General features: G+C 39.5%; 31 protein-coding genes and 1 pseudogene. 30 read left to right on the top strand and 2 right to left on the bottom strand.

The window, feature by feature from the left end:
• Positions 1-50: 50 nt before the first annotated feature.
• The 11 genes from ACXAF2_RS04215 (at position 51) to ACXAF2_RS04165 (ending at position 7,082) form a co-directional block, all read left to right on the top strand.
• A complete protein-coding gene (locus tag ACXAF2_RS04215; protein ID WP_475137511.1) occupies positions 51-224 on the top strand; it encodes a hypothetical protein in 174 nt (57 codons plus the stop codon).
• The gene (locus ACXAF2_RS04210; RefSeq protein ID WP_475137510.1) at positions 224-832 is read left to right on the top strand and encodes a hypothetical protein; all 609 of its coding nucleotides are present in this window, start codon (positions 224-226) and stop codon (positions 830-832) included. The genes ACXAF2_RS04215 and ACXAF2_RS04210 overlap by 1 nt, the downstream gene beginning before the upstream one ends.
• Positions 832-1,386 carry a host-nuclease inhibitor Gam family protein gene (locus tag ACXAF2_RS04205; RefSeq protein ID WP_475137509.1) on the top strand — a complete coding sequence of 185 codons (555 nt, stop codon included), beginning with the start codon at positions 832-834 and terminating at the stop codon, positions 1,384-1,386. Before ACXAF2_RS04210 ends, ACXAF2_RS04205 begins: the two co-directional genes overlap by 1 nt.
• A 26-nt stretch (positions 1,387-1,412) precedes the next feature.
• Positions 1,413-2,084 carry an AAA family ATPase gene (locus tag ACXAF2_RS04200; RefSeq protein WP_475137508.1) on the top strand — a complete coding sequence of 224 codons (672 nt, stop codon included), beginning with the start codon at positions 1,413-1,415 and terminating at the stop codon, positions 2,082-2,084.
• A 20-nt stretch (positions 2,085-2,104) separates the two neighbouring features.
• Positions 2,105-2,581, top strand: coding sequence for a DUF669 domain-containing protein (locus tag ACXAF2_RS04195; protein ID WP_475137507.1), 477 nt, complete (start codon positions 2,105-2,107; stop codon positions 2,579-2,581).
• A gap of 83 nt (positions 2,582-2,664) precedes the next feature.
• On the top strand, positions 2,665-5,019 hold the full coding sequence (locus ACXAF2_RS04190; RefSeq protein ID WP_475137506.1) for a phage/plasmid primase, P4 family: 2,355 nt from the start codon (positions 2,665-2,667) through the stop codon (positions 5,017-5,019).
• 279 nt (positions 5,020-5,298) lie between these two features.
• Positions 5,299-5,529 (top strand): primase-like DNA-binding domain-containing protein, encoded by a 231-nt coding sequence (locus ACXAF2_RS04185; protein WP_475137505.1) that lies wholly within the window; start codon positions 5,299-5,301, stop codon positions 5,527-5,529.
• Entirely contained in the window at positions 5,517-5,945 is a 429-nt protein-coding gene (locus ACXAF2_RS04180) for a hypothetical protein (protein WP_475137504.1), read from the top strand. The genes ACXAF2_RS04185 and ACXAF2_RS04180 overlap by 13 nt, the downstream gene beginning before the upstream one ends.
• Before the next feature lie 4 nt (positions 5,946-5,949).
• A complete protein-coding gene (locus ACXAF2_RS04175) occupies positions 5,950-6,489 on the top strand; it encodes an ERCC4 domain-containing protein (protein ID WP_475137503.1) in 540 nt (179 codons plus the stop codon).
• The gene (locus tag ACXAF2_RS04170) at positions 6,490-6,699 is read left to right on the top strand and encodes a Fur-regulated basic protein FbpA (protein ID WP_475137502.1); all 210 of its coding nucleotides are present in this window, start codon (positions 6,490-6,492) and stop codon (positions 6,697-6,699) included. It begins immediately after the preceding gene.
• Complete coding sequence (locus ACXAF2_RS04165) at positions 6,696-7,082, top strand: organic solvent tolerance protein OstA (RefSeq protein ID WP_475137501.1); 387 nt, start codon at positions 6,696-6,698, stop codon at positions 7,080-7,082. Before ACXAF2_RS04170 ends, ACXAF2_RS04165 begins: the two co-directional genes overlap by 4 nt.
• A gap of 445 nt (positions 7,083-7,527) precedes the next feature.
• On the opposite strand, the gene ACXAF2_RS04160 is transcribed toward ACXAF2_RS04165, so the two are convergent.
• Positions 7,528-8,019, bottom strand: coding sequence for a CBO0543 family protein (locus tag ACXAF2_RS04160; RefSeq protein WP_475137500.1), 492 nt, complete (start codon positions 8,017-8,019; stop codon positions 7,528-7,530).
• Between the two features lie 822 nt (positions 8,020-8,841).
• Between ACXAF2_RS04160 and ACXAF2_RS04155 the strand changes: the two genes are divergently transcribed.
• The 7 genes from ACXAF2_RS04155 (at position 8,842) to ACXAF2_RS04125 (ending at position 13,048) form a co-directional block, all read left to right on the top strand.
• Complete coding sequence (locus tag ACXAF2_RS04155; protein ID WP_475137499.1) at positions 8,842-9,309, top strand: ArpU family phage packaging/lysis transcriptional regulator; 468 nt, start codon at positions 8,842-8,844, stop codon at positions 9,307-9,309.
• A gap of 183 nt (positions 9,310-9,492) precedes the next feature.
• The gene (locus tag ACXAF2_RS04150; protein ID WP_475137498.1) at positions 9,493-9,666 is read left to right on the top strand and encodes a hypothetical protein; all 174 of its coding nucleotides are present in this window, start codon (positions 9,493-9,495) and stop codon (positions 9,664-9,666) included.
• Between the two features lie 53 nt (positions 9,667-9,719).
• A complete protein-coding gene (locus ACXAF2_RS04145) occupies positions 9,720-10,043 on the top strand; it encodes a hypothetical protein (RefSeq protein WP_475137497.1) in 324 nt (107 codons plus the stop codon).
• Between the two features lie 57 nt (positions 10,044-10,100).
• Entirely contained in the window at positions 10,101-10,406 is a 306-nt protein-coding gene (locus ACXAF2_RS04140; protein WP_475137496.1) for a hypothetical protein, read from the top strand.
• Entirely contained in the window at positions 10,406-10,786 is a 381-nt protein-coding gene (locus tag ACXAF2_RS04135; RefSeq protein WP_475137495.1) for an HNH endonuclease, read from the top strand. The genes ACXAF2_RS04140 and ACXAF2_RS04135 overlap by 1 nt, the downstream gene beginning before the upstream one ends.
• A gap of 106 nt (positions 10,787-10,892) precedes the next feature.
• Positions 10,893-11,330, top strand: coding sequence for a P27 family phage terminase small subunit (locus ACXAF2_RS04130; protein WP_475137494.1), 438 nt, complete (start codon positions 10,893-10,895; stop codon positions 11,328-11,330).
• Positions 11,327-13,048: a terminase large subunit gene (locus ACXAF2_RS04125; protein ID WP_475137493.1), complete on the top strand. Its 1,722-nt coding sequence runs from the start codon at positions 11,327-11,329 to the stop codon at positions 13,046-13,048. The genes ACXAF2_RS04130 and ACXAF2_RS04125 overlap by 4 nt, the downstream gene beginning before the upstream one ends.
• Positions 13,049-13,095: 47 nt before the next feature.
• Here ACXAF2_RS04125 and ACXAF2_RS04120 read toward each other — a convergent pair whose 3' ends face one another.
• On the bottom strand, positions 13,096-13,476 hold the full coding sequence (locus ACXAF2_RS04120; RefSeq protein ID WP_475137492.1) for a hypothetical protein: 381 nt from the start codon (positions 13,474-13,476) through the stop codon (positions 13,096-13,098).
• An 84-nt stretch (positions 13,477-13,560) separates the two neighbouring features.
• On the opposite strand from ACXAF2_RS04120, the gene ACXAF2_RS04115 reads away from it, so the two are divergent.
• The 12 genes and pseudogenes from ACXAF2_RS04115 (at position 13,561) to ACXAF2_RS04060 (ending at position 26,936) form a co-directional block, all read left to right on the top strand.
• Positions 13,561-14,766 carry a phage portal protein gene (locus ACXAF2_RS04115; protein WP_475137491.1) on the top strand — a complete coding sequence of 402 codons (1,206 nt, stop codon included), beginning with the start codon at positions 13,561-13,563 and terminating at the stop codon, positions 14,764-14,766.
• Positions 14,735-15,310 (top strand): HK97 family phage prohead protease, encoded by a 576-nt coding sequence (locus tag ACXAF2_RS04110; RefSeq protein ID WP_475137490.1) that lies wholly within the window; start codon positions 14,735-14,737, stop codon positions 15,308-15,310. Before ACXAF2_RS04115 ends, ACXAF2_RS04110 begins: the two co-directional genes overlap by 32 nt.
• A complete protein-coding gene (locus ACXAF2_RS04105; protein ID WP_475137489.1) occupies positions 15,303-16,694 on the top strand; it encodes a phage major capsid protein in 1,392 nt (463 codons plus the stop codon). The genes ACXAF2_RS04110 and ACXAF2_RS04105 overlap by 8 nt, the downstream gene beginning before the upstream one ends.
• A gap of 15 nt (positions 16,695-16,709) precedes the next feature.
• The gene (locus tag ACXAF2_RS04100) at positions 16,710-16,979 is read left to right on the top strand and encodes a phage gp6-like head-tail connector protein (protein ID WP_475137488.1); all 270 of its coding nucleotides are present in this window, start codon (positions 16,710-16,712) and stop codon (positions 16,977-16,979) included.
• Positions 16,957-17,289, top strand: a complete 333-nt coding sequence (locus ACXAF2_RS04095) for a hypothetical protein (RefSeq protein ID WP_475137487.1) — start codon at positions 16,957-16,959, stop codon at positions 17,287-17,289. Before ACXAF2_RS04100 ends, ACXAF2_RS04095 begins: the two co-directional genes overlap by 23 nt.
• The gene (locus tag ACXAF2_RS04090; RefSeq protein ID WP_475137486.1) at positions 17,279-17,608 is read left to right on the top strand and encodes a hypothetical protein; all 330 of its coding nucleotides are present in this window, start codon (positions 17,279-17,281) and stop codon (positions 17,606-17,608) included. Before ACXAF2_RS04095 ends, ACXAF2_RS04090 begins: the two co-directional genes overlap by 11 nt.
• Entirely contained in the window at positions 17,608-17,988 is a 381-nt protein-coding gene (locus tag ACXAF2_RS04085) for an HK97-gp10 family putative phage morphogenesis protein (protein WP_475137485.1), read from the top strand. Before ACXAF2_RS04090 ends, ACXAF2_RS04085 begins: the two co-directional genes overlap by 1 nt.
• A gap of 7 nt (positions 17,989-17,995) precedes the next feature.
• Complete coding sequence (locus ACXAF2_RS04080; protein ID WP_475137484.1) at positions 17,996-18,619, top strand: major tail protein; 624 nt, start codon at positions 17,996-17,998, stop codon at positions 18,617-18,619.
• Between the two features lie 17 nt (positions 18,620-18,636).
• Entirely contained in the window at positions 18,637-19,026 is a 390-nt protein-coding gene (locus ACXAF2_RS04075) for a hypothetical protein (protein WP_475137483.1), read from the top strand.
• 234 nt (positions 19,027-19,260) lie between these two features.
• Positions 19,261-19,992: pseudogene (locus ACXAF2_RS04070) on the top strand (phage tail tape measure protein); the annotation flags it as partial.
• 1,461 nt (positions 19,993-21,453) lie between these two features.
• Positions 21,454-22,887 (top strand): distal tail protein Dit, encoded by a 1,434-nt coding sequence (locus ACXAF2_RS04065; protein WP_475137482.1) that lies wholly within the window; start codon positions 21,454-21,456, stop codon positions 22,885-22,887.
• A complete protein-coding gene (locus tag ACXAF2_RS04060) occupies positions 22,884-26,936 on the top strand; it encodes a phage tail spike protein (RefSeq protein WP_475137481.1) in 4,053 nt (1,350 codons plus the stop codon). The genes ACXAF2_RS04065 and ACXAF2_RS04060 overlap by 4 nt, the downstream gene beginning before the upstream one ends.
• Positions 26,937-26,948 lie beyond the last annotated feature (12 nt).

Raw genomic sequence — 26,948 nt, 5'->3', positions numbered from 1 at the left:
AAAAAATCAATTAAAGGTATTGTAACAGAAAAGTGTGGAGGAGGAAATAGATGCCTTACTTTGACACGAAGAACGGCTTAGTTCATGCACCGGATAACCAGAGTTTGAACGGTCTGTATGAATTGATAAAGAAACATCAAGACACTCTGGGGAACAGCAGGTTTTATGAAGACTTAATCGATGTGTATGAAACATTAGATCTTGATCTTAAGGAGGATAAATAATGGCAAACGTAAAAATTGAGCTGGAACTTGATTGGCTAAATGAAGATGAAACACTTGATGAATCAATTAGGAGACAGGTTATCTGTAATCTCCAAAATAGATTAATCAAAAATGCTGAGAATCAAATCGCTGATAAATTAAACGCTCAGCTAAAGGAAATTGCTGATCGTGTAGCATCTAGCTTCATTGAAAAAACTCTAGAGTCAAAAATTGAAGATTTAAAAATCCCACATAAGACTAGCAGCTGGGGTTCAGAGGTTGAATATATTCCGATTAGTCAATATATCGGAATGAAATATGAACAACATCTAAATAAAAAATCTCTTGATGAACACGGAAGGGAAGCGAAATACAGTAGTGATCAAAAGCTTTCAATTAGCGAGTACTTCATTAAGAATTACCTTGCTAAAGAGCTAACTGGAAAAGTAAGCACAATGATTCAAACGGCTCGTAAAGATGCAGAGGAAACCATTGTTAAAGCACTCGAAAACAACCTGAAAGAACAGTTGTCAGTGGATATTATCGAAAGACTTAACATTCCTAAAATGTTAGAAAGTCTGCAAAATAAAGCTACTGAATTAGGAACAGATAATAAGGAGGAGAACTAATGAATCAATTACAGCAAAATGAACTTATTGAAGTTGAAGAAATGGATGAAGTCGCACATCAGCGTTTTGAAATTAAGGATATGGACAGTTTGAACTGGGCTTTTCGCAAGATCTCAGCTCTAAAAGCTAAAGAGAAGGAAATCAATATTTTAGCTGATTCAGAACGTCAAAGGATCTCAGAATGGGAGAATAGTGAATTGGCTCCCATCCACAATAGTATCAGCAATTTTGAAACTTTGATTGCTCATTATCATTCTAAGCAGCTGGCCGAAGATCCGAAGGCTAAAACAATCAGTACACCTTATGGTAAGTCGAAAACCCGAAGCACTAAGGAAACACCAGACAAAGAAAATGAGGACCAGATCCTGCAACATGTACTTGAATCTGAATTGTTCGAGTTTGTAAAGCAATCACTTAAATGGGGAGATTTCAAGAAGGGTCTAAAAATAGTGGAAGTCTCAGGTGAAAAAGTTGTTGTAAATGAAGATGGTCAGATCGTACCGGGCGTAAATGTCAAACCTGCATCCATTAACTACAGTGTGGAAGTTAAATAAAGCAAACTTAGAAAGGAGGGTTAATTTTGGAACTAACAAATGGTAATGAAATCACAAAGAGTACAAAGGCAAAAATCATCATTTACTCTAAGCCTGGCGATGGGAAAACAACCGTTGCTGGATTACTTCCAGGTAAAACATTGGTCCTTGATATCGACGGGACAAGCCAGGTGTTACAAGGGTATTCAAATATTGATGTTGCAAAAATCGATGGGACGGATCCACATGACAGTATCCTTAAATTCTTTGCACTAGCAAAAGCGAACATCGGTAAATATGACAATATCTTTATCGATAATCTAACACACTATCAAAAGTTGTGGTTGATGAATAAAGGTGAAAAAACAAAGAGTGGCATGCCAGAATTGAAAGATTATGCTCTATTCGATAATCACCTACTAAAGGTTGTAGAAACTTTTAATGGCTTGGATGCCAATATTATCTACACTGCATGGGAAACCACTCGAAATATCATTCATGATGATGGCCAACAGTACAATCAGTTCATTCCAGATATTCGAGATAAAATCGTCAATCATGTTATGGGTATCGTACATGTCGTTGCTCGTCTAATCAGAAAGGCAGATGGTACAAGAGGCTTTATGCTTGAGGGAAATCAAAGTATCTTTGCGAAAAACCATTTGGATGATCGCAAAGGTTGTGTGCAAGAAGAGTTAATCGTGTCATCAACAAAATAATAAACTGGGGGAAATAATAAATGTCATTCTTTAAATTTGATGAAGAAAACGCAAGTGCTGGATTTGAATTAGTTGCAGAAGGTAAATATGAAGCCGTAATTGTAAATGCTGAGGCAGGCTTAACGCAAAACAAAAAACCTAAAATGCAAATCGATTTTGAAATTCGTAGTGATGTACCTCAAAATCACCAGGGAGCAAAGGTCCTATATAACACATTCACCTTTGAACATGAAGTAGCAGTCAGGATCGTTAACTCATTGTTAAAAGCATGTGGGTTCCCTAACAATCAATCGTTTAGTTCGCCGGAGGATATGGCCAAACAGCTTATCAATAAAAATTTGAAAATCACTGTTAAGCATGAAGAGTATGAAAAACTGGTTGACGGTGAAAAACAGAAACGAACTGCTGCCAAAGCAAAATATTATGATCCATCAGATGTGAACCCGATTTCCCAAGGTGGAGGGATCAATATCGGGGATGACGATCTACCGTTTTAATTAACTGAATAGAGGAGTTGGTTTTACCCAGCTTCTCTTTTTTATACCCAAATTAGGTAAATATAGCTTCATTGGAGGGCGAAATGAAAGAACATCCGTACAATTTCAACGAAATCCCTGCCGAATTAAAAGCCCTTCCTCAATGGATTTTGTGGAGATCGGAGAAACGTAATAATAAGCCGACAAAAGTACCTTACCAAGTAAATGGGGAAATGGCTCAAGCGAACAATAGACGTACCTGGTCAACATTTGCTACGGCAGTCAAATTCTACTTAGAGGGTGACTATGACGGCATAGGGTTTGTTTTTAGCAGACAAGACAACTATATCGGAATCGATATTGATAAATGTGTAACAGATGAAAAACCCAATTCTTTTGCAACTGAAATCATTGACTCATTAGACAGTTATACAGAGTTTTCTCCATCTGGAAAAGGTATTCACATCATCATCAAGGGGGACCTTCCACAAACTGTTTTAGGTACCGGTAGAAAGAATACCAAACACGGCTTAGAGATTTATTCATATGGTCGGTACTTTAGCTTTACCGGGAACAGAGAAAACTCAAATGATGTTTATGATCGTACTGATGAGTTAGCTGAAGTGTTTGAGAAATACTTTGATGATAGTGACATACAAGGACGAGTTAACCTTGCTGAGTTTGAGAAAGACGAAATAAAGATATCAAACGAAGCTTTATGGGAAAGAATATTTCGTTCTAAAAACGGTGATGAAATACGGTCATTATTTAATGGCCAGTTAATCAACAATGATCATTCTGCAAGTGATTTGGCTTTATGTAATCACTTAGCATTTTGGACAGGTAAATCATCAACTCGAATGGATACAATGTTTCGTGAATCTGGTCTCATGCGTGATAAATGGGACGTTATCCATTTCAGAGAAACGAATGAAACCTATGGAGAGAGAACTATTGCAACTGCCATTTCTTCAACTTCTACAACCATCTTGGACAACAAAGAGCAGTTCCAGGAGTTCTCTTATGATTTTCATTTCGGTGATGCAGCTGCTGTTGTGGAGGAAAAGCCGAAAAAGAAATTCCGTTTAACCGAGCTCGGAAACGCTGAACGAATCGCATACGAATATGGTCCAGTTATTAAGTATGTTAGTGATATGGGTTGGTTAATATGGGACGGCAAGCGTTGGAAATTTGATAACAAAAAAGAAATTGAGCGCATAACGGCCAAAGTACTGCGAGGGCTTTATAAATCAGAAGAAGAGTCTGAAACTAAATGGGCCAGAATGTGCGAAAGAAGAAACATAAGAATGAATAGCATTAAGGATCTCATGCCACTGGTACCAGGAGAACGCGAAGATTTTGACCAACATAAATACTTACTAAATGTTGAGAATGGAATATTGGACTTGAAAACTGGTCAGCTGAAACTTCATGATCGGGACTTACATTTAACTAAGATCACAAACATTGAATTTGATGAGAAAGCTAAGTGTCCTGAATGGCTTAACTTCCTAGATCAAATATTCCAGGGTGATAAAGAGCTTATCGATTACATGCAAAGATTAATCGGCTATTCGCTCACTGGTGAAATATCAGAACAGATCATGGTCTTTTTAATCGGTGGTGGATCCAATGGTAAATCTACATTTATCAATACAATTAAGGACCTCATGGGCGAATATGGAAAGCAAGCTAAGTCGGACACTTTTATCAAGAAAAAAGAAACTGGTGCAAATAACGATATTGCAAGATTGGTAGGTGCTCGCTTCGTATCGGCCATTGAAAGTGAAGAAGGTGAGCAACTATCTGAATCATTCGTTAAACAAATTACTGGTGGAGAGCCCGTGCTTGCTCGGTTTTTAAGACAAGAATATTTTGAGTTTGTTCCAGAGTTTAAAGTTTTCTTTACAACAAACCATAAGCCGGTCATTAAAGGTGTTGATGAAGGTATCTGGAGACGTATCCGATTAGTTCCTTTTAATCTTCAACTTCCAAAAGAGAAACGGGATAAGAAGCTTCCAGAAAAATTAAGCCTAGAAATGTCCGGGATTCTGAATTGGGCTCTTGATGGCTGCATGAAGTGGCAGAGGTCGGGACTTAAGGATCCAGCGATCGTAATGAAAGCTACTGGAGATTATAAAGAGGAAATGGATATCTTGGGACCCTTCATGTTCGAATGTTGTTTCAAACGTCCTGATGTACAAATTGAAGCAAAAGAATTGTATGAAGTGTATTCCAACTGGTGCTTCAAAAATGGTGAACACCAACTAAAAAATCGTGCATTTTATAGAGTTCTAGAATCCCAGGGCTTTAAAAGAGAACGAGGCAATCGAAATAAGTATTTCATCAAAGGTGTTACTTTAGCAGAGCGAAAAAATACTTTTTCTCAGCAAAAGTTACTGAATAATGATGAAAATAGCGAAAATGTTACTAAAAGTAACACGTTTAAATTCTCTTAAAATCCTTATGTACCAAGGCTTTAACTTACTTTTTATACCTTTTTTGTTACTTTTGTTACTAACTGAGTATATAAACAAAAAAATAATATAAATATATATATTCTATTAGGAGCAACAAACGACTCAGACGGTAACACCAGTAACACGAAGTGGGTTAATCGCTTGGGGCTGTAGGGATTGTAACGTGTTACTAAATTAAAAATCACTGGATTTTAGGTTGTTTTTTAGATAAAAACCAGTCATTTCCGTAACACATCTAGTATCGGAGGTGGAATTTATTTGGAAAAATTTATTGAAGAAAATTTAGAACGAGATATTAGTTCATTTGAAATAACGGATGATTTATACGAAAGGTATTTAATGTTTTGTGAGTTTCATAAAGTTGACCCTTTTTCTAGAATAAAGTTCGCTCATAGTTTGGGAAAACTGAATGTAGGTGTTACCGACAAAAGGTTAAGAAAAGGCAAAGTGGTCAGATGGGGAGTGAGGTTACTTCCATGCAAGTATTAATGATACTTAGTCAAATTTGGAAATCTGGCGCGGATATCTTTCTTGATGAAACCGATGATCGGCTGGCGATTAAGAATCAAAACTTAATCCCAGCACCGGTTATGGAATCTGCTGAACATAACTTTCAACAAATTGATGATTGGTTCCAATCCTGGAAGAAAGAAACAGGAGAAAAAATCACACTAATGAAAATGATTCATCATATTTGTGGGTGGCAGCATAATGAGAAATTGGAAAAATGGCTATGTAATGAAGTTGATTCACTGATGCTATTTGATGATTGGATGATCGTGCTTTCTAAGAATGGATGGAAAGACATTTATGACGATTATCGGCAGTTTGAAAATGATGAGTCTAATAAAATGGCGAAAGAACTATACATCCGTGCAGTTACATACGCCAAGAAAGGATCGTGAGTAAGTGATTCATTTTAGTTACACGGACACCGAATTAAATAAAATACTTAAAACACTCACGATTGTAATCGATACACGCGAACAGGTAAACGGCCATATACTTGATTATTTACGGCAAAAAGATATTCCCATTAAGATTCAAAAATTAGACACCGGTGACTATGCCTGCATGATTCCTAGGAATGAAGAGTTGGGGCTATCCCGGGATATATTTTTAAAAAGTCGGGTGGAAAGAAAAGCTCACATGGATGAAATCACAGGGAATTTGCAAAAGGATACTCAGACAGCTTTTGAAAATGAATTGATAAGGTCCAAGGATATTCCCTTCACTTTGATTGTGGAAGATTTACAAGGTTATGAAAAGATGCTGAAAGGTGATTATCGGTCCAAATATAATCCATTGGCTTTGCTTGGCAGGCTCAATACCTTTAAAGCCAAATATAACTTCGAAATCGTGTATTTAAACCAGAAATACACCGGGAATTGGATATATCACCATTTTTATTATCAAGCCAAATATTATCTTAAAACAGGGGCTTTTTAAATGAAAACGGAAGGGCGAATTAATATGATTACCAAGGTCCATTATGGACAATTGCGAAAAGGAATCGAAATTCAAAAAGATTTCTTCAAAAGTGAATTACTGAAAATGAATTACTTTAAAACTCCATGCGGGAAACAATTATTCGAGTTGACTCTAACAGAACTAGAGCAAATTTATGAAAATGAAAAATGTAGGAGGAACCAGAAATGACAAAAGTACAACTTAATCAAAAAGAACAACATTATGCAGATACTCGTGAAGAAGCAGAGGAGATTGTATCGGCAGCAAAGGAAAATGATTATCTACAAATGCACAAAATTGCTGAAAAATACAACAAACATGGTCAGTATTTTCTGATCGATCTAACCTACTCCTATGAAACTCCAAAAGAAGTAATGGAAAGTCGTCCAAAAGATGAAAATGTACCGGAAGGACAAATGAGTATAGATGAACATGAAGGCATTGAGTATTCTGTAGATAGCGATGGTAATGTCGATGTCCCAAAGGACCAAATGAGCATTGATAATGTGGACGATGAAAAAACTGACGACCAGGAAGGTAATAATTCGCTTGAAGAAAAGGAAATACATTAATTCATATGCACATACACTTCTGGAACTTCTCAGGGATTGCATCCTTGGGGTTCCGGAAGCCCTTGAAGAATATGAGAGAAGGTTTAAAACTCCACATATAACGAAAAAAAAGGAACCGGAAAAACATACCGATTCCTGTAGATGAGTTTAAAATTGGTGAAGTAAACAACGAAAGGAACAAACAATGTCTCCACTATTAACTTATGTAATCATTACTTTTTTGCTTGTGTGTTTGCGGACTTCACTAATTTAGTGCAATTGTTTTCAATACAAAATAAAAGAGACTATCTAAGATTGGCCATTTAGAAGAGCAAGAGGAAAGTTTGAAGGCTTTTGAAAAAGAAGGTTTTTAGCATTTCCCAATAGTATTGTATGCAAACAGATATCAAGTGATTGGGTGAATCAAAGTAGACTTATATTGCGACACTAAAATATTTAGCATACACTAAGTATTCTCTGGAACAGGAGTATTATCAGCGCTTCTAACTAATCCAATAAAAGTACGGGAAATGAGAAAAGTCAGGCTCAAAGATAAAAAACTATGGTAAATATTCCAACCATTTTTAAATTTAATGAGACTTGTATGCTTTTCAAAAAAGTTTTCGAGAAGAGTCATTGGCACACTGAAGTAAAATGTTCTGACAATAATCAAGAAAAGATTTGAGGACTTAGTGATTTGGTTATAGTAAACACACACAACTGGAAAAAGTAAGTAATCAAAAATAAAGCTAATATCAAACCATTTAACTAATTTAACAGGATACACTATTTTATTTTTAGTGACTGCTGTTTTATCGAGTATGGATGAGATATATCCTTTAAATAGGAAAATCAAAAGCCAATCTTTAGCCGGAGGTTTCCTAATTAAATTTGCAAACATAACTACTCCGAGAACCAATAGAAATCTTAGAGTGTATCTTTCAAAACGCTGAGTCATTATTCGAGCCTCACTTTTATTTATGGAAGTAGAATTAGATAAGATAATAACTATGGTTTCCTTAATGAATTTTATTATGTATGCTGCTCAATACTACTATGAAATGAAGGAGGCTAATACCTAAAGGTTACCAGCTATTCGATCTTCTCATCTACATTCTAATTGAATATGTAAAGGAATTAATGAAGCCACAATGATTACAGTAAACTTGAAACTTGTAGAACTTGTCACTCACTTTCTTGATTAAGTCGGCATCTGTAATGTCTTCATTTAACTTATAGGGTGAAAATGATGGGGAAACATCATGGCTAGGAGATAGGCAGTATTGCCATTTGATTTTTCGATTGCATTTTTCACATTTGATAAAACTTTTTATTAAACGAGTCATAATTAGCAGACACCCTTTATTGTTTTAAAACAAGTGTATCGAAAAACATCCTGAAATTTCCATAGTTATTAACAGGTTAATATTTTTTCTGAATCGCGCCTGATTAGTTATGAGAAGGGTGATATTTGGAGGTTAACGAGAGAATAGCTCCTGTGATAGCGAGAAAAATAAGCATTACAGAAGCAAATGTTGCTGTTATGTGATTAAATAGTTCACGTTTTGAAATTAGGAACAAAAGGAGAGGTAGTATGGAAGAGTACAAAATCACATTAGAATCAATTAAGGATCGTGTTAAAAACGGCCGCATCACTGTAGAAGAAATAGAATGGTTGATTGCTAAAGTTGAAGAAAACAATAAAAAATAGACCGAGATTCCTCCCGATCTACAAAATATTTTCGCTGTGAATATTTTACCATAACGGGAGGGGTCAATGGTGGGAAATCAATTAACATTTAAGCTTCCTGAGATAGACAGAAAAGAGACTCAGCAAAAAGTAGAAGATGCGCTTGAAATGTATCGCATGTACTTGCTAACTGTTCCAGAAGAAAGACTCCCTAAAGTAACGGCTACTTATTCCTTAGTTCCTCCATCTAATACTAATCAGTTTCATTCATCTACTGAAGATGCAGCAATAAATAAGGCAGACTTCGAGAAGGAACGAGATGCATACATTGAACGGATCAGGAGAGCAGTGAATCGTTTGACGGTTAGAGAAAGGGAAATGGTAATTCGGAAATACTTCGGGGAAGAAGAACTCTTTGATTATGAGATATACAACGAGCTGGGAATGGGAGAGACATTCTACAATCAGAAGTTCAAGCCAAGGGTCTATTACAAATTAGCGTTCATCTTAAGAATTGAGGTTTATAAAAGTGAGGTCGATAAAGAAACCGTAAAGTAAAGATAACAAAAGTGTAAAAGATGAACGATGAGCATTTCTTCCCAGAGGTGCTAATATGGTATTAACGAAATATTTCAAAGAGGGCTCCTTTCAGACGAAGGGAGCCTTTTTGGTACTAAGACATTCGAATGGTCTGCAAAATTGAAACTGAGCCAATCTGAGAAGAATTTGAGGGTGATTGAAATGAGGATAGTAGATCATCTGAGCGAAGGTCAACTTGAGAAGTTAAATTACAAAAAGAAGAAACAACCTGAGCAAAAGAAGAAAGTTCATCATGAGCATGTGGATTGGGAAGAGGTTATGGGGATGAACAGGGATACTTACCGGAGGAAGAGAGGGGCGATTAGGAGAAGATAAAGCAGGAAAAAAATCTCCTTATGTATAAGTAGATATACAGGAGGGGGATTAAAATGGATAAAAATAAGTTGAGAAATAGAATGTTTCCTCGTGAAGATAACGATTCAAGTTTTGAATCTTATGTATCTGAATTACTTGAGATGAAACGAATTGAAGGTGCAGCTGTAACTGGAATTGCGAAACAAATAGTAACAAGAGGCGTAGAGAGTTTAAGTGAACCTCAAATTAAAACCTTTATTGAGTTTGGTTTGAGTAAAGAGAATTATGTGGAGTATTGTGATAGATGTGCGGAAGAAGTGCCTTGGTCTGAAATGTTCTTTGCGCTAGATGATGAATATTGTTCGTACTGCAGACACTTAATTGAGAAAGATGAATAATTGTAAAGCACTCTCATAAAGGGAGTGCTTTTTATATGTAAAAAGGAGATGAATGAAATGAATGTCGAAATGAGAAAGACGGCACAGGGCACTGAGTATTGGGACACTAAGGAAAAGAGGATTCGTTTTGTACCTGCAGGCAAGGAGCCGGGCTTTGAAGTGACAAAGGAGCCTAAGAGTATGTTGCCGGAGAAGGATGAAAAGAAGGAAGATAATGAAAATGAGATTGACCTGGATTCAATGAATGCTGATCAGCTCAAAGTCTTTGCCAAGCAGAATGACATCGAGGTACCAGGCAACATGAAGAAAGAGGAGACTATTCGCGCTCACATCCTCGATTCATTAACTGCAGCTGATGAGTAATGAAGTACTGTGATTTCAATGGCTGCGGAAATAAAATAGACCGCGGTTATTACTGTGAGGACCACAAAAGGTCCCGTAAATCGGTCCTGAGGAAGCGTAAGAAGAAAGACATCTACCACCATGACAACAAGCAGTTCTATAATTCGAAGCCTTGGAAAAACATGAGGTCATTCGTTTATCAAAGAGAACGAGGCTGTTGTCAGAAGTGTGGACGGTTCATCTTCGGCAGGCAGGCACATGTTCATCATGAGATACCAATCAAAGAAGATCCAACATTAAAGCTTGATGAAAACAATCTAAAATTATTATGTCCGAAGTGTCACACTGAAGAAGAGAACAAGGATGACAAAGGAAAAATATTTCCGAGTTATTTTGGATAACCCCCCCTACCCAATCTCGATTTTTTACCATTAGGGAAGATAGGTAGCAAGGGAGTCTTTTCTATCGTTAGACAATATTTTAAAAAACAAAGGGGGGGTGTAAATGTTGTCTACAAGAAAACAGCGTGAAAAAATGGTTGCTGAAAAAACAGAATCGGAGAAACAAAGGATTCTGGAAATCATGAGAGACGCTGAAATTTACACCCTTACACTCGATCCGTTGATTGAATCTTACTTGGATATCTTTGAGGTGTATATGACCATGTACATCCAGTGGAAGGAGAAGGGATTCCCGGCCACTCAACGTCACACTAACAAAGCCGGGGCAACCAATAACTCCAAGCATCCTCTTGCTCAGCAGGTTGAAACATGGGCTGACAAGAAGACAAAAGCACTGGATTTACTGGGACTCACCAATAAGTCGAAACCGGGTAAGATTGTAACCGGTGGATCAACAGTTAGAAAAGATGAAGAAATGAAAAAGCCGAAGCCGGTGGAGGATGAACTATCGGCTCATAGGAAAAAGTGGCGGAGTTCAAAATGATTGAACGCGGGATAAATTATGCAGAAATATTTGCAAGGAAAGTAAGGAAGAGTCCTAAGAAGTACCCGGATACAATCAAGCATATGGTGGACCGTTACTTCCGATGGAAGAAGCGGAAAGACCTTTGGTTTGATGTGGATCGCGCTAATGAAATGATGGACTGGGTGGAAACATTTGTCCGGCATACAAAAGGTGATCTTGCCGGCCAGCCTTTCATTTTGGAAGAATGGGAGAAATTCGCGTATTCGTGGATCTATGGCTGGGTTCATAAGAATGAAAAGGGAAAAGTGGTCCGGGTGACCCGGGAATGTTATATCCAGGTACCAAAGAAAAATGGTAAAACGTTGATTGCGGTGGGTGCCCTCGGCTATTCGATGTTTGGTGAAGGAGTCCTCAGTGCCGATTGCTACTGTTGTGCCAGTGATTTTAATCAGGCTCAATATGCTGCAAAGCCATTCGCGGCCACAATCATGAACCATGATGCCTTGATGAACGCTTCCCATATATACAAGGGCCCAAAAGGTACCGTTTCATCTGTAACCTACGACTACATTCATAATGACCTGGCATATACTAACCAATTCATCGTAATGAGTAAGAATATTGATTCCATTGAGGGTTCCAATCCACACTTTGTCCTCAATGACGAGCTGCACAAGCAGGAGAACATGGATCAATATGATAACTTCAAGTCTGCCCAGGTTGCCCGGGACGAACCGATCATGTTCAACATCAGTACAGCTGGTAAAGGTTCCTCAAGTGTGGGTATGCGGGTGTACCGGGAAGCCAAGGAAGTCCTGAAGAATGACGATAACGATTCAAACTTTGTCATGATCTACGAGCCTAATAAGAACTATGACTGGACAGACCGGAAAGTATGGGCGATGGTCAACCCGAACATCGGTATCTCGGTAACAATGAGCGCACTTGAATCGGAATTCATCACGGCTAACCGGTCAGCCCATAAGAAAGCGGAGTTCCTTTCCAAACACTTAAATGTATTTGTAAATGGTGCAGATAACTTCTTCGAGCAGGACCAGGTTGAACATATTCTTGTGGATGATTTCGGGGATCTGCAGGGAGAAACGTGTTATCTCGGACTGGACTTATCAAAGACCACGGACTTAACCTGTGTGAATTTAAATTTCCCTACACATGATGAGGAAGGACGCTCCATTCTTAAGGTCAAACAGATGTACTTCATTCCTAACGCAGATATTGAATCGAGGGAGAAGGAAGACAACGTGCCTTATACCGACTTGGTGGAGCGGGGATTTGTTCAATTCTGTGATGGAAAGATGATTGACCAGGATCAAGTGATGAATTACATCTCGGAATGCATGGATTTGTATGATGTGCAGCAGTTGAATTATGACCCGGCCATGTCCCAAAAGCTTATTGAGAAGTGTGAAAACTTGGGACTTGAATGTATCGTGGTCAATCAATACCCAAATGTTATGAATGCCATGATCGATGACGCTGAAAGGCTAATTTATGAAAAGAGAATAATGACCGACAATCCATTGTTTATCTACTGTGCTCTTAATCTGGTAGTAGTGACAAATATTAATGGAATGAAGGGTCCGTCAAAGCGACAGTCCAAAAAGAAGATTGATGGATTTGTTGCTTTTTTAGTTGCTCATAAAGAGACGATGATGCTTATGGATGACATTGATCAAGATGGAATGGATGACTTGATCAGTGAAATTTATAGATAAAAAAACATGGAGGTAACAACGCTAACTCCATGTTTTTGTGATGTGTTTTATTCAGGGATTTCTACAGCCTTAAGTTTTAAAAGATTAGCTAAATCATTATAAGCTTCTACCAATTCACTATAGTACCCAAACGTCCACTGCATACTGTGGTTTATTTCTCTGCTAGATACAAATTCTCTACTAAATTGTTCAAACTTTTCAATGAAGCTATCAAACTCACAATGTGATAACTCATTGTTTTGTAAGTAGTAAGACTTCATTGTCATGAATGCAGAAAAAGCCATTGAATGATACCCATAAAGAGCTTGTTCATTTATCTGTTCTCGGTCCAATTCATCAGATAACAACCGAAACATCCGTTGGCAATTAAACATGGCAACAGTAGCGAAATCTTTAATGTTTTCTTGATGTTCTTCAAATCTATCCATATTTTTACACCTCCTTCCAAGTTGATTTTAACAAATCTGGAAAGGGAGTGTAATAAATTTTTTGTTAATTAAGGAGGTGAGACATTGGGATTAAGAAATCGATTCTCAAATTATCTATACAACCAATTGGAAAAGCGTGGCTGGTTCGAAGACATCTACTCGAATACAATCCGGTATGGGGGTAGGTACGTCAATGATGACAACATCCTTGAATCTAGTGATGTATATGAGCTCCTGCAGGATATCAGTAACCAGATGATGTTGGCCGAGATTGTCGTGGAGGACAGGGACGGAAATGAAATAAAAAACCATTCAGTTCTTAAATCCTTGAAAAACCCGAACAATTATCTGACCGGATCCGAATTTATAAAGTTGATGACTAATACTTATCTTCTTCAAGGTGAGGTTTTCCCTGTGCTGGACGGTAACCGGCTCCACTTAGCATCAAATGTTTATACAGAGATTGATGATCATCTGATAGAGCATTTTAAAATTAGCGGGGAAGAGATTCCTTCGTTCATGATCCGGCACGTCAAGAATATGGGAACAAACCACTTGCAGGGGGTAGGGTTGCTCCATTTAGGGAAGAACACTTTGGAGGGTGTCATGAGTGCTGAGAAGGTCCTCACAGACAAATACTCTAAAGGTGGGCTTCTGGCTTTCCTTTTGAAATTAGACGCTCACATCAACCCGCAAAATGCTGCACAATCCAAATTGATTAAAGCAATTCTCGATCAGTTGGAAGCAATAGATGAATCGCGGTCTGTGAAAATGATACCGATGGGGAAGGGGTACAGCATTGATACTCTAAAGAGTCCAATAGATGATGAAAAGATACTTTCATACTTGAGTATCTACAAGAAGGACTTGGGCAAGTTCCTGGGCATCAACGTGGACACATATACATCATTGACAAAATCGGATCTGGAGAAAGCCATGATGTACCTGCATAACAAAGCAGTTCGACCTATAATGAAAAACTTCGAAGACCATTTAAGTCTTCTTTTTTTTGGTCGCGATTCCGACAAGCGTATCAAGTTCAAGATTAATATTCTTGACTTTGTTCCATACAGCACCAAAACAAATATCGGTTACAACATTGTTCGTACTGGGATCACGGCACCGGACAACGTTGCTGACATGCTTGGGTTCCCTAAACAAAATACACCGGAAACACAGGCTGTCTATATCTCAAACGACTTATCAAAAATTGGAGAAAAGAAAGCCACTGATGATTCATTGAAGGGAGGTGATGAAAGTGACAAAGAAGAAGGAAATGCGGATCGTTGACATCACCAACCTTCAGACCCGGGACGGCACCGGGAATGAACCTGTGATCATAAGTGGGTATGCTGCCGTTTTTAATTCAAAGACATCGATCGGAGATTTTTTTGAAGAAGTGATTTCGCCTGGTGCCTTTGCCCGGACCATTTCAGAAAACGGAGATATACGGGCCTTATTCAATCATAACTGGGATCATGTGCTTGGCCGGACAAGAAACGGGACCTTGAAGGTAGAGGAAGACAACCGGGGTCTTAAGTTCGAGGTAGAGCTGCCGAACACATCGCTTGCCCGGGACTTAGCTGAGTCCATGAAACGTGGTGATATCAACCAATGTTCATTTGGATTTTGGGCAACCTGTGAGGCATGGGATTACTCAGTTGAGCCCGCCGTCCGGACCTTGAATGAGGTTGAACTTTATGAGATATCGGTGGTGTCAATACCCGCATACGAGGACACTGAGGTGTCTTTGAGAAGTAAAGAAATAGATGAACAGGTAGAGAAAAGAATAAAAATTTTAAATCAAATAAAGGGAGTTTTGGAGAATGAATAAAAAACAATTGCTTGCTATGCAAAAACGTAATAAGGCTCGTTTAACTGAACTGCGCGGCCGTCTTGAAAAGAATGAAGTGCGTGCTGAAGACCTTGAAGGTGTTCAAACAGAAGTACAGGAGCTTGCTGACGAGGCTCAAGCAATCGCTGATGCCCTGGCTAACATTGAGGGTGGAGATGGCGAAGGAGAGGACACAGGATCTGCTGAAGGTTCTGAAGAAGGGCGTTCTGGTGATGAGTCAGGAGAAGGTGAAGAAGGCGGGGGATCCGGTTCTGAAGATGATGACGAAGAACGTGGTGAAGGTTCTGGTGAAGGAGAGCAGCGTTCAGGTATTCCAGCAGAACAACGTGACGGTATCATGAAAAAGATTGGTGCAAGCCTTTCAACTCGTGGACACAAGTCTACTAAAACTAAAGAAAAAGAAGTCCGCACAGCATTCGCTAAGTTTGTGGTCGGTCAAATTGATGAAACAGAGGCACGTTCTTTAGGGGTTGTAACGGGTAATGGATCAGTAACGATTCCAGAAGTCATTGCTTCTGAAATTATTACTTATGCTCAGGAAGAAAACCTCCTTCGTAAATATGGTACTCGTCATAAAACTAAAGGCGATGTGAAATATCCAGTTTTAGTTAAGAAAGCGGCTGCCAATGTAACAAAAACAGAACGTGATACAGGAACTGAAATTCCTGAAACAGATATTGAATTCGATGAAATTCTTCTTGACCCAGCTGAGTTCGATGCATTGGCAACTGTTACGAAAAAGCTTATCAAGATGAGCGGTGTTAATGTGGAAGACATCGTTATTGAAGAGCTGAAGAAAGCGTATGTTCGTAAAGAAACGAACTACATGTTTAATGGGAATGACTTAGGAAATGAAAACCCGGGTGCCCTTGCTAAGAAAGCTGTTGCTTACTATGAATCTACTCCTGTGGATATTACTGCAGCGGGATACTCTCAAAAGCTTTATTCTCAACTGGTCAAGCTTAAAGGACAACCTGTTACAGAGGTCCTTAAGAAGTCCATGTGGATTGTTAACCGTGCGGCTCTTACTGTGCTTGAAGATATGACAGATACTACTGGCCGTCCATTGTTGCATGCTGCAGCAGATGGGGTTGGGTATAAACTGCTTGGTCATAAATTAGATTTCACCGATTCAGCTGATGGAACGGATTCAACTAAACCAGTATTCTACTTTGGTGATTTTAAAGCCTTCCACATTCAAGATGTTATTGGAGCTATGGAGCTTCAGAAGCTTATTGAGAAATATTCTGGTGTGAATAAGATCGGATTCCAAATCTACAATCTTTTGGACGGTCAATTAATCTACTCTCCATTCGAGCCGGCCGTGTACCGGTACGAAGTAGGAGCGGTAGAAACTCCGTAATAGGAGGGATGATTCATGACTGAAGAAGAATACCTTGCAAAGTTAAAAAGTCATATTCACTGGGAAGAGGGCATGGATGAAACCATGCTCCCTTTTTATATAAAAAGTGCTCAAAAATATGTTCAGACAGCTACCGGTAAGCAAGACGACTATCTTGTGCTTATGGTGGCCGGAATTATGAATGATTATAGAGTCTCTGAAAAGGAATTGGAACAGGCACTCGATGCTTTGACTCCTTTCTTTGTCCAGGAGGTATTCAACGATGCCGAAACGACAAACGAATAATCTTAGGTGGAAAGCTGAACTATTGAAGCTTGGTGAAACTGTGGACCCTGAAACAGATAGAGTCGTGATGGGATATCCTAAAGAACGGAACTTGAAATATAACAATATTGGAGTAACGGCAGCGGATAAATTCACTTTCAAAGATGCCCAGGAGATCATGAAGAAAATCGAAACTCGCCTTGACCGGGAAGTTGAAAATAACCATAAGGAATACCGAGTTAAAATCAATGAACGGATCTACGATATCGAAAGAATTTATGTGCGTGAAGATGAACGCATAATGGAGTTGAGTTTGTCTTATGCAGATTAACTTCCAGCAGTTAAGGACGATCATGAAAGAATCCGGCATCCCGGTGTTCCGGGGCAGTGCACCGACATCAGCAACCTATCCTTACATCGAATATGAATTTGTGAATGAGCAACATAAAAGAGCATCTTCAAAAGTACTGAAATCTATGCCCCTTTATCAAATAGCCGTGGTCACGAAAGGAACCGAATCAGACTATGAACCATTAACGGATGTGTTCAATGCTCATGGTGTACCTTATAGCCAATTTGAAGGGTTTCCTTATGACGAGAACGATGCCACCATAACGCAGTTCATTACGATGGTGAGGTGCGTTAATTAATGGCTTCCAATAACAATGGATTTGCTGATGCACTTAATGAAATCAATACATTGATCAAAGTGAATAAAAAAGTTGAGCTAGATGTTCTGGAACAAGCAGCTGAATACTTTGTGAAAAAATTAAGACCTAGGATTCCGAAATCAAGTCAGAGTGGTAAACACTTACGTGATGCCTTAAAGGTTGTAGTGCACAATGATCACGTAAGTGTTGAATTTGAAGACTGGGCATATTATTGGCACCTTGTAGAACACGGCCATAAAAAAGCAAGCGGACGCGGGAAAATTAAAGGTCGTCACTTTGTCCAAAACACCTTTGATGCTGAAGGGGAAAAAATAGCGGATATTATGGCTAATAAGATATTAGACACAATGGGAGGATGAATCATAAATGACAAAAGCACAAGAATTGTTATATGTAGTGAGTATTGAATCATTATACTTGGCATTCATGACCGGTGGTAAGGATAGTCGTGATGCTATTCCGACATATGATCCAGAGATTTATCAACTAGATAACATCACAGAATTGGGTATCGCAGGTAACACAACAACTGTAGTTAAATGGGCATCTGGAAAAATGTTTGTAAATGCCTCTAAAAACTCAAAGTTTACATTGAGTTTGACTCACGTTTCTTTACCACAAGAAGTACAAGATAAGATTGATGGAGTGACACCGGTTAAGGGTATAACGTTTAGTAACTCGAATGTTAAAGAATACCCAATGTTTGCAATGGGTTTTACTGCAAAGTTGAATGACGGATCACGCGTTGCGAGATGGTACCCTCGAGTTCAAAAGCTTCCATCTGAAGAGACATTTGCAACTTCTAATGATGAACCAGAAGTTAGAGATGTGTCAGCTACTTTTGAGGCCACCCCACTATTATTCAACGACAATACTGAGGTGAAATTTTCTGAAACACGTGATAGTGCTACAGGTGTTAAAGCCGCGGATTTTATGGCACAAGTTGTTGCTGACGAATCTCAAATCGAAACATTATTCCCAACAGTTTAATTTTAGGAGGAACATAGATGGCTAGATTAAGTGATTTAGTAAATGTTGATATTAACCGGAGTACGATCAAGATACAAGGGGTCGAGATTCCGGTTATTTTTACCTTCAAATCCTTTCCGTACGTTGAAGAAGCATTTGGGAAGTCCTATGGTGCATTTGAAAAAGAAATGAACCGGATGATGAGCCAAGGAAAAATAACCTTAGGCAAAAAAGAAATAAAATTAATGCATTCACTTATTTATGCCATGATAAAATCTGGGGGAACAGATTGTACAGTAAATGAAATTGAAAATGCTATCCCCCTCACAGATCTTCCTGCCATCTTCCAAGTTGCAATTGAACTATTCAATGATCAAAATTTCCAAAAGACTGATATGGATAAACTGAAAACTGAAAAAAAAAATTAATTAGTTCGAACGATGAGTCTCAGTCTACAGAGTTAGATTGGGACTTTTATTTTTATGTAGGGAATACTCTTCTCGGATTGAGTATGGAAGACTTTTTCAATATCACTCCTAATCATTTACTAAAGCAATATATCATGCATGTAAGGTATCACAATCCGGATGCTCTTGTGGAAGAGAAGACATCTCAAGTCTATACACTAGATCAAACTCCTTTCTTATAAGTGAGGTGAGGACATGACAAATAAAGAGAAAAACGTCGTTCTGAATTTTAAAATGGACGGTCAGGTGAAATATGCAGATACTCTTCGAGAAATAAATGCTGTTATGAATACGGCAGCCAAAGAGTATAAGAATCATATTGTTGCAATGGGTAAGGACGCTAAGGCAACAGACAAATTAGCTGCTGAAAAGAAGAAGCTTGAGATACAAATGCAAGCAGCTGAGAAACGCACCGGCATGCTGAGAGCTCAATACGAAGCAATGAGCAAAGACACGAAAACCACTACAGGACAACTTACACAAATGTATAGCAAGCTCCTTGATGCTGAACGAGCAGAGACTTCTCTCCAAAAGGCAATGGAGCGTGTGAATGAAGGGTTAACAGACCAGGCACAGGAGTCTAGAGATGCAGAAGAAAAGCTTAAGAGTTTGAAAGATGAAAGTGCAAGACTTGAAGAAGAACAGAAGAAGTTGACTAGTTCATTCAAGCTTCAAGCTTCTCAACTTGGAGAGAATGCCAGTGAATCTGAGAAGTTCGAATTGTCTCAGCGCCAAGTTAAAAATCAAATGGCACTTACTGAACGAGCAGTTCAGAATTTGGAAAAACAACTTGAGCAAACAAAAAAGGTTTATGGAGAGAATTCAGTAGAAGTTTTAAAGATGGAGACTCGACTAAATGAAGCCCGGACGACAGTTAATAAATTCAAAAGATCGATAGAACAGGTGGAAGATAGTAGTGAAAAAGCTACAAAGTCCATTAAAGGCCTTGGAAGTGGAATGCAAGCTTTAGCAGGAGCGGCACCTGCAGCAGCCATCGGTGGTCTTGTTTCAAGTATGCAAGAGTATAACGAAGTTCTAGCGAGACTCAGAACCAATGCGGCAACATCAGGGAGAGACTTAGGGGTTGTGGAAGAGGCATTTACTAAAATTACAGCCGTCACGGGGGAAGCCGATGCAGCTGGAGAGACATTAGCCAACTTACTTGCCAGTGGATTCAGTGATAATCAATTAGCTGAAGCAATTGATCTTGTGAATGGGGCATACATTAAATTCAGTGACACACTCAAAACTGAAGGTATTGCAGACGGGATCCAAGAGACATTGGCAGCCGGAGAAGCAGTCGGTCCCTTTGCTGAGTTATTAGAGCGAAGTGGAGTTAAACTTGATGATTTTAACAGTACGCTAGCCTCAATGATCACAATCGGAGAAGGGTATAATTACATTCTTAAGACATTATCACAAGAGGGATTTAGTGAAGTGTACAACAAATATCAAGAGTTAAACCCTGAGGTTCAAGCAAATGCAGAGGCAAATGCACAGATGCAGAAATCTCTAGCGGAACTGGCACTCATATTAACTCCCTTAGTTACCCAAGTAGCAGATTTTACAACCAGGGTAATCGAATGGGCAAACGAAAACCCTAACCTCACTGCAACAATTGGGGCAGGAGCGGCAGCAATTGGAGGATTGGTTACGATCTTAACCATAGCGGCACCGATCATCACTGCTGTCACAGTTGCTGCCGGAGCAATGGGGATAAGTATTACGGCTGCAACATGGCCGATCTTAGCAATTATCGCGGCAATAGCGGCTGTCATTGCAATAGGTGTACTACTTTATAAGAACTGGGACACTATTAAATCGAAAGCGGCATCTCTAATGGATAGAATCGGACCGGTGAAAACGGTTCTGCTTGGTCTCACTAACCCTATCGGTGCTCTTATAGCTTCTGGTGTGGCTCTCTATAAAAACTGGGATACCATCAGAGGGAAGGCAAGTCGGCTAAGAGAAAAAATTAAAAACCTATTTACAGGAATAAAGTGGGTGCTTCCTAGAGTGAAGTTACCTCATTTCAGCATAAAAGGAAAATTTGATTTAATGCCACCAGGAATAAGTGTCCCTACGGTTGGAGTTGATTGGCGGGCAAAAGGAGCCATTTTCACTCAACCAACCATCTTTGGTCAATATGGAGGGAAATTACAAGGTGCCGGGGATGCAGGTCCAGAAGCAGCTTTACCATTAAATAAGGAAACGCTAGGTATGATAGGTGATGGAATTGCAAAAACAATGAGCTTGAAGCAACCATTGATTGTCCAAGTTATGACTCCGAATATGCGTGTATTGGCAGAAGAAATTGTTGATGATATTACAGGAATTCAAGAATTTAATAAGACAAGGTTTTAATCATAAGAGGAAAGGAGGACGATTATGTCTTATTCCTTTACATTTAATCAACAAAGAAAAGAATTCGTCTATTGTGAAGAAGGTAAACGCCGATCAGTATTTGCACCGATTACAAGAAATTTATTAAACATTCCAGGTCGCGCTGGTGCTTTATTAGACAGCTCTCAAACCAATGTTCGTATCATCGAGCAACCAATTTTTTTCAAAGGAATCAATAATGAAGATCTGCGATTGCTAGAAGAAGAAATCTCTGGTTGGTTAGTAACTGATACCCCAGCCCCGTTAATCTTTGATGATGAACCACATAGGACCTACTATGCTATCGTAGATGGCAGATTGGATTTGGAAGAAGCACTATTTGTGGAAGAAGGTGTCATTACTTTTCTCTGTTTGGATCCTTATAAATATGGAGAACTACATGACGAAACCTTTAGGGGTTCGGAATTGAGTGCCCCTATTAACTTAGTAAATTACGGGTCTGCCCCTGCCTTTCCTCACATCACTATTACTCTATCAGGTCCGACTACCTTGCTGGATATCATTGGTGATGAGGACTATATGAGAATTGGTAAACCACTGACGGTGGATGAAGCCCCTTTTGAAAAGTATGAAACCGTTTGGACTGATGATGGGAATACAACAGTTAGTTGGGCGAGTGCCGGCTATGTACCGGATGGAGGAGTTAACTCCGGTACCATGACAACAGCCAATGGAGAGTTTTATGCCTCCAGTTACGGAAGCGGAACAAGTTGGCACGGTCCTGCCCTTGCAAAATCAATTGGTTCAGTATTAAGTGATTATGTGGCTAGAGCTTACTTGGATGTTTCATCATCCAATGGAAGTCAAAGAGGACGGGCGGAAGTGTATTTACTCGATACCTCAAATAGAATAATAGGAAAAGTGGCAGCTGTCATTAGAAAGTCTACGGGTGAGGTTGAAGTGGAAATCGCGCTTAGGAATGGATCCATTAAGCATTATGTAACATCAATGGACTGGACTTACAAGAATTTTTACGGATATCTGGACATCATCAAAGAGGGAACATCTTTCATCGTTTCAGTTGCTCAACAAGGGAATGACGGGACAAAGGTCTATACGCGCCACAAGCAACAATTTCCTTACTTAGACATTAACAATGGATTTCAAAGTGATTTAGCAGCCATCGGGATTCATACGGCTACACATGGGAGTGCTTCGCCAAGTAAGGCAGCCATCAGAAAAATTGAAGTCCAAAAGATCAATCAAAAAACCAACGGAGTCCCATACATTGGCGATACTGGGGACGTGTTTGAGTTCATCATGGAAAAAGCCCTTATATTGAAAAACGGAGAACCGTTTATGAAAAAAGATTTTGGATCTCGATTTTTCCCATTAAAGCCAGGCAATAACTTTTTCGTACTCAACAACCCAAGCGTTATTGCAGAATTTAATGCGAAATGGAGGGATCCATATAAATGAGTATGATTCATATTCTTGATTATCAAACAGATGAAGTGGTTGGATGGATATCGAATGTCATCACAGATACCCACAGACATGCAATGACGAATGAAGAAACCTATGATTTTATCCTTCCCACCTCAGAGTTAGGGGCTGACAAGCTAACAAAGAAGCGTAAGATTCTAATTCCTTCAGAAGAGGGGGGTTATCGGGAGTTCATTGTCCAACAAGCTGGGACGTATACAACGGAAAAAGAAATGGACATCAAGACCTCCGGATCGTTCTTGGAATTGAAAAAACTAAAGTGGATCCCTCCTCAAGTTCTTGAAGGTCAAACAGTTGAAAGCTCCGGGGCATTTATACTGGAAGGTTTACCGTGGGACCTTGGCATTGTTGAATATAACGGAATTCGGAAATGGACCATCGATAAGGATATCAATGCTTATGATGCATTAAAAGCGATCGCCTCTTTATTTGACTGTGAAATTCGTTTCCGCGTGGAAGTGAAAGACGGAGAAGTCATAGGACGGTACGTGGACTTTATCAAGAAAGTCGGGCAGGACCGTGGGAAAGAAATTACGGCTGGTAAGGATCTTATCGGAATTAAAAGAAAAGTGAATTATGATCGGGTGGTAACAGCCCTTATTTGCCTGGGACCTGAGCAAGAAGATGGAACGAAGTTAAGAGTAACAGTAACAGACGACGCAGCGTTCCAAAACTGGAATTATCAAGGGTTGCACCTCATTGAGTTATACGAACCCGAAACTTCTGATCAAGAGATGACCGAGGAGAGGTTGGCCCAACTAGGGAACACAGAACTGAAGAAGAGGATTTCAGCAGCGGTTGAATATGAAGTAGAAGGTGCCTCTCTGGAACATATCCTAGGTTATGAACACGAAAAAATCACTCTAGGTGATTCTAGTAGAGTGAAAGATGAACTATTTGACCCTCCGATGTATCTCGATTCGAGGGTTATTCTTGTTGAACGATCTGTTTTTGATAAGACGAAAAAGCGTTTTCTCTTAGGAGAGGTCATTGAGTACAAGAAAGAAGACGTCTTCCGTGTCTGGAAAGACCTTCAGGCGTTGTATGCCATTCAGGTTATCAAGTCACCTGATCCACCAAAAGGTAGAAGCAATATCATTTGGATCCAAACAGGTGGAAAAGTTGAAATTGCTCACACCTGGGATCCCGAAATAAGAGAATGGGTACCGACCGGAGGCAGTCTATACACTTGGGTCATGTATGCAGATAATCAAAATGGTGAAGGAATATCATCCTCTCCAGTAGGGAAATCATATGTTGGTTTTTCCTACAATAAAACAGAAGAGACTCCTTCTACGAATCCAGCGGAATATGAATGGATGTTGCTGAAGGGAGATCAAGGGGAACGAGGACTTCAAGGTTTACAAGGTCCTCAAGGAGACCAAGGAATCCCTGGAGTAAAGGGAGAAGCTGGAGACTCCTCTTACACCCACATAGCCTACGCTACTAACAGTACAGGAACAAGCGGATTCTCCGTAAGTGACCCTGTAAACAAGACTTACATTGGAATTTATGTAGATCAGACATCTACCGATTCAAATGACCCTTCAAAGTACAAATGGACACTCATAAAAGGAGCAAAAGGAGAACAAGGAACGCCTGGACCAACTGGTGAGGATGGTTTAACGCCTTACCTTCATATTGCCTATGCCACAAATAGCACCGGGACGAGTGGGTTCTCTGTTAGTGATTCTACAGGAAAAACCTATATCGGTACCTACACGGATTATGTACAAAATGATTCTGTGGATCCGAGTGATTATAATTGGACTCTAATTAAAGGAGAAAAAGGTGATAAAGGGGATCCCGGAGAACGTGGTTTGCAAGGGATTCAAGGTCCAAAAGGGGACCAGGGTATTCAAGGACCGACTGGTCCAGATGGTAAAACGAGTTACACGCACATAGCTTATGCTACCAATTCCACAGGTACCACAGGCTTTTCGACCAGTGATCCAACGAACAAAACCTATATTGGGATGTACACGGATTTCACGGCTGCAGATTCCACTACTCCGAGTAAGTACAAGTGGACCCTGATTAAAGGTGCCGACGGTAATCAGGGAATTCCAGGACCTACCGGATCTGATGGTAAAACCAGTTATCTTCATTTGGCCTATGCAAACAACAGCACGGGGACTTCTGGGTTTTCTACTACTGTGTCAACTGGAAAGACGTATATCGGTCAATATACGGACTTCACTTCTGCTGATTCAACTGATCCTACTAGATATAAGTGGACGTTGATAAAAGGGGATAAAGGAGACACAGGTGATCGCGGCCCAACGGGTCCAACAGGACCCGGAGGGCCACAAGGGGAACCAGGATTCAAATTGAATTGGGTAACTTCAGGGTATGGTAAAGTCGATGCTCAAGGAAGGATTTACAAAGACGGCGGAACGTCCTGGTATGAAGGTGCATACTCAATCGAGAGTTATATTGGCGGGTGCTTTCTAAGTTTTAAGCCTGCTCAAACCAATAATTCAATTATGTTTGGGATTGATTCTTCACCAGATAATGCAAATTATTACTATTACAACATGGATCATATGTTTTATCTGAAAAATGGAGGAACATTTGAGACCAGATATAATGGTGGAAATTCCATTGATCATGGGGCTTACTCGGCAGGAGACAGTTTCGTGATTATTTATGATGGAGAAACCGTTAAATATTATCATAATGGAACCCTTAAAAGAACTATAAATAAGAGTCCAGATATTAGTTTCTCAGCGATGTTTTCTGGTTCCTCAAGTAAATCAAGTTATCAGATATATGATATATACTTTTCCCCTTCTGGTTCAAGAGGTCCTAATGTGGTGGATGAACACACAACGTTTGGTGTCGACTGGCTAGAAGCAAATATGATCAAATCTTTAAATGGTTTGAACATTAATAATCAGTTTGAGGTTGATGGTTCTGGGAATGTATCATTTTCAGGACACCTTAACGGGGCAACTGGTAGCTTCTCCGGAAAGCTAAACTCCTCCCAGATGGAGGTTGGCCCACCAAACAATGAGTCAGGTTCACCTACAATTTTTGGGCTTCAGTATAATAACACAGCTGATGGCGGAAATACCTTCTACACGGACGGTATTATGGCTTTTGAAGGATGGGCTGGAGGGTTAACTGTATATCACCGGAAAGACGGTGGAGGATCAGATTATTTAACACGGTTTAATGTAAGTGCTCGGTCAATGAATTTTAAAGGGGGTCCATTTTCTGCTGACAGTATAAATTCTAGAGGAAATATTGAGGCGTCAGAAAGGATTGTATCGGGGAGTGATATCTACTTTAATAACAATGCGTTAATTGCTTCAGGAAGTGGTACAAACACTGATCACTTATGGCACGATGATGGAGCTAACGCCTGGCATTTTGTATCTGACTCATCATATAAAGCGACAGGGAACTCCAAATTAGTTGCTGGATCATTGTTACTAGGTGGAGGAATCGAAATAGACCCCTCTGGTGGTCATATGAGAATGAAAGCCGGGAATGGTCATTATATTTATCAGAACGGGGATGCAACAGGTAATAGAAGAGGTTCAATGTATTTCTATTTTGACGACATCATTGGTGTTGAGATTTATAAGAAATTTGAAGATTATGGCCACATGGCTTTTGTGCTTGGTGAAACGACCATCCAAGGCTTAAACGGTTCAACACCTGCAGCACAGATACGAAATAGAGCAAACACGGCATACGCACGTATTGACGCTTCGGATTTTAGGACTGTATCAGATGAGCGACTGAAAGAGAACATGATTGAGTTTGAGAAGAATGAGATTCTTCAAGAGTTCTTAAACATTACTCCAAAACAATATAGTCTCATCACAGACGAAACCCAGACAATGAGAATTGGCTTATCTGCCCAAGAAGCTCCAGAAGAACTCAGAAGTGACTTCGGGGACGAACTGGGCATAGACTTGTATGCCATGAATACCTACCTTTGGAAAGTCCTGCAGGAAGCCGTAAAAGAAATCAATATGTTAAAACAAGGGTGGCACAGCCACATGAATTAGAAAGGGGAGTTT

Source organism: Rossellomorea sp. ABR4_004 (assembly GCF_056159585.1).
This window is presented reverse-complemented; position numbering and strand designations above follow the sequence as displayed.

Coding starts and splice junctions, on each gene's coding strand:
- ACXAF2_RS04215 (WP_475137511.1), top strand. CDS start 51: ATGCCTTACTTTGACACGAAGAACGGCTTAGTTCATGCACCGGATAAC.
- ACXAF2_RS04210 (WP_475137510.1), top strand. CDS start 224: ATGGCAAACGTAAAAATTGAGCTGGAACTTGATTGGCTAAATGAAGAT.
- ACXAF2_RS04205 (WP_475137509.1), top strand. CDS start 832: ATGAATCAATTACAGCAAAATGAACTTATTGAAGTTGAAGAAATGGAT.
- ACXAF2_RS04195 (WP_475137507.1), top strand. CDS start 2,105: ATGTCATTCTTTAAATTTGATGAAGAAAACGCAAGTGCTGGATTTGAA.
- ACXAF2_RS04190 (WP_475137506.1), top strand. CDS start 2,665: ATGAAAGAACATCCGTACAATTTCAACGAAATCCCTGCCGAATTAAAA.
- ACXAF2_RS04180 (WP_475137504.1), top strand. CDS start 5,517: ATGCAAGTATTAATGATACTTAGTCAAATTTGGAAATCTGGCGCGGAT.
- ACXAF2_RS04170 (WP_475137502.1), top strand. CDS start 6,490: ATGAAAACGGAAGGGCGAATTAATATGATTACCAAGGTCCATTATGGA.
- ACXAF2_RS04165 (WP_475137501.1), top strand. CDS start 6,696: ATGACAAAAGTACAACTTAATCAAAAAGAACAACATTATGCAGATACT.
- ACXAF2_RS04160 (WP_475137500.1), bottom strand. CDS start 8,019: ATGACTCAGCGTTTTGAAAGATACACTCTAAGATTTCTATTGGTTCTC.
- ACXAF2_RS04150 (WP_475137498.1), top strand. CDS start 9,493: ATGAGGATAGTAGATCATCTGAGCGAAGGTCAACTTGAGAAGTTAAAT.
- ACXAF2_RS04145 (WP_475137497.1), top strand. CDS start 9,720: ATGGATAAAAATAAGTTGAGAAATAGAATGTTTCCTCGTGAAGATAAC.
- ACXAF2_RS04140 (WP_475137496.1), top strand. CDS start 10,101: ATGAATGTCGAAATGAGAAAGACGGCACAGGGCACTGAGTATTGGGAC.
- ACXAF2_RS04135 (WP_475137495.1), top strand. CDS start 10,406: ATGAAGTACTGTGATTTCAATGGCTGCGGAAATAAAATAGACCGCGGT.
- ACXAF2_RS04125 (WP_475137493.1), top strand. CDS start 11,327: ATGATTGAACGCGGGATAAATTATGCAGAAATATTTGCAAGGAAAGTA.
- ACXAF2_RS04120 (WP_475137492.1), bottom strand. CDS start 13,476: ATGGATAGATTTGAAGAACATCAAGAAAACATTAAAGATTTCGCTACT.
- ACXAF2_RS04105 (WP_475137489.1), top strand. CDS start 15,303: ATGAATAAAAAACAATTGCTTGCTATGCAAAAACGTAATAAGGCTCGT.
- ACXAF2_RS04100 (WP_475137488.1), top strand. CDS start 16,710: ATGACTGAAGAAGAATACCTTGCAAAGTTAAAAAGTCATATTCACTGG.
- ACXAF2_RS04095 (WP_475137487.1), top strand. CDS start 16,957: ATGCCGAAACGACAAACGAATAATCTTAGGTGGAAAGCTGAACTATTG.
- ACXAF2_RS04090 (WP_475137486.1), top strand. CDS start 17,279: ATGCAGATTAACTTCCAGCAGTTAAGGACGATCATGAAAGAATCCGGC.
- ACXAF2_RS04085 (WP_475137485.1), top strand. CDS start 17,608: ATGGCTTCCAATAACAATGGATTTGCTGATGCACTTAATGAAATCAAT.
- ACXAF2_RS04080 (WP_475137484.1), top strand. CDS start 17,996: ATGACAAAAGCACAAGAATTGTTATATGTAGTGAGTATTGAATCATTA.
- ACXAF2_RS04075 (WP_475137483.1), top strand. CDS start 18,637: ATGGCTAGATTAAGTGATTTAGTAAATGTTGATATTAACCGGAGTACG.
- ACXAF2_RS04065 (WP_475137482.1), top strand. CDS start 21,454: ATGTCTTATTCCTTTACATTTAATCAACAAAGAAAAGAATTCGTCTAT.
- ACXAF2_RS04060 (WP_475137481.1), top strand. CDS start 22,884: ATGAGTATGATTCATATTCTTGATTATCAAACAGATGAAGTGGTTGGA.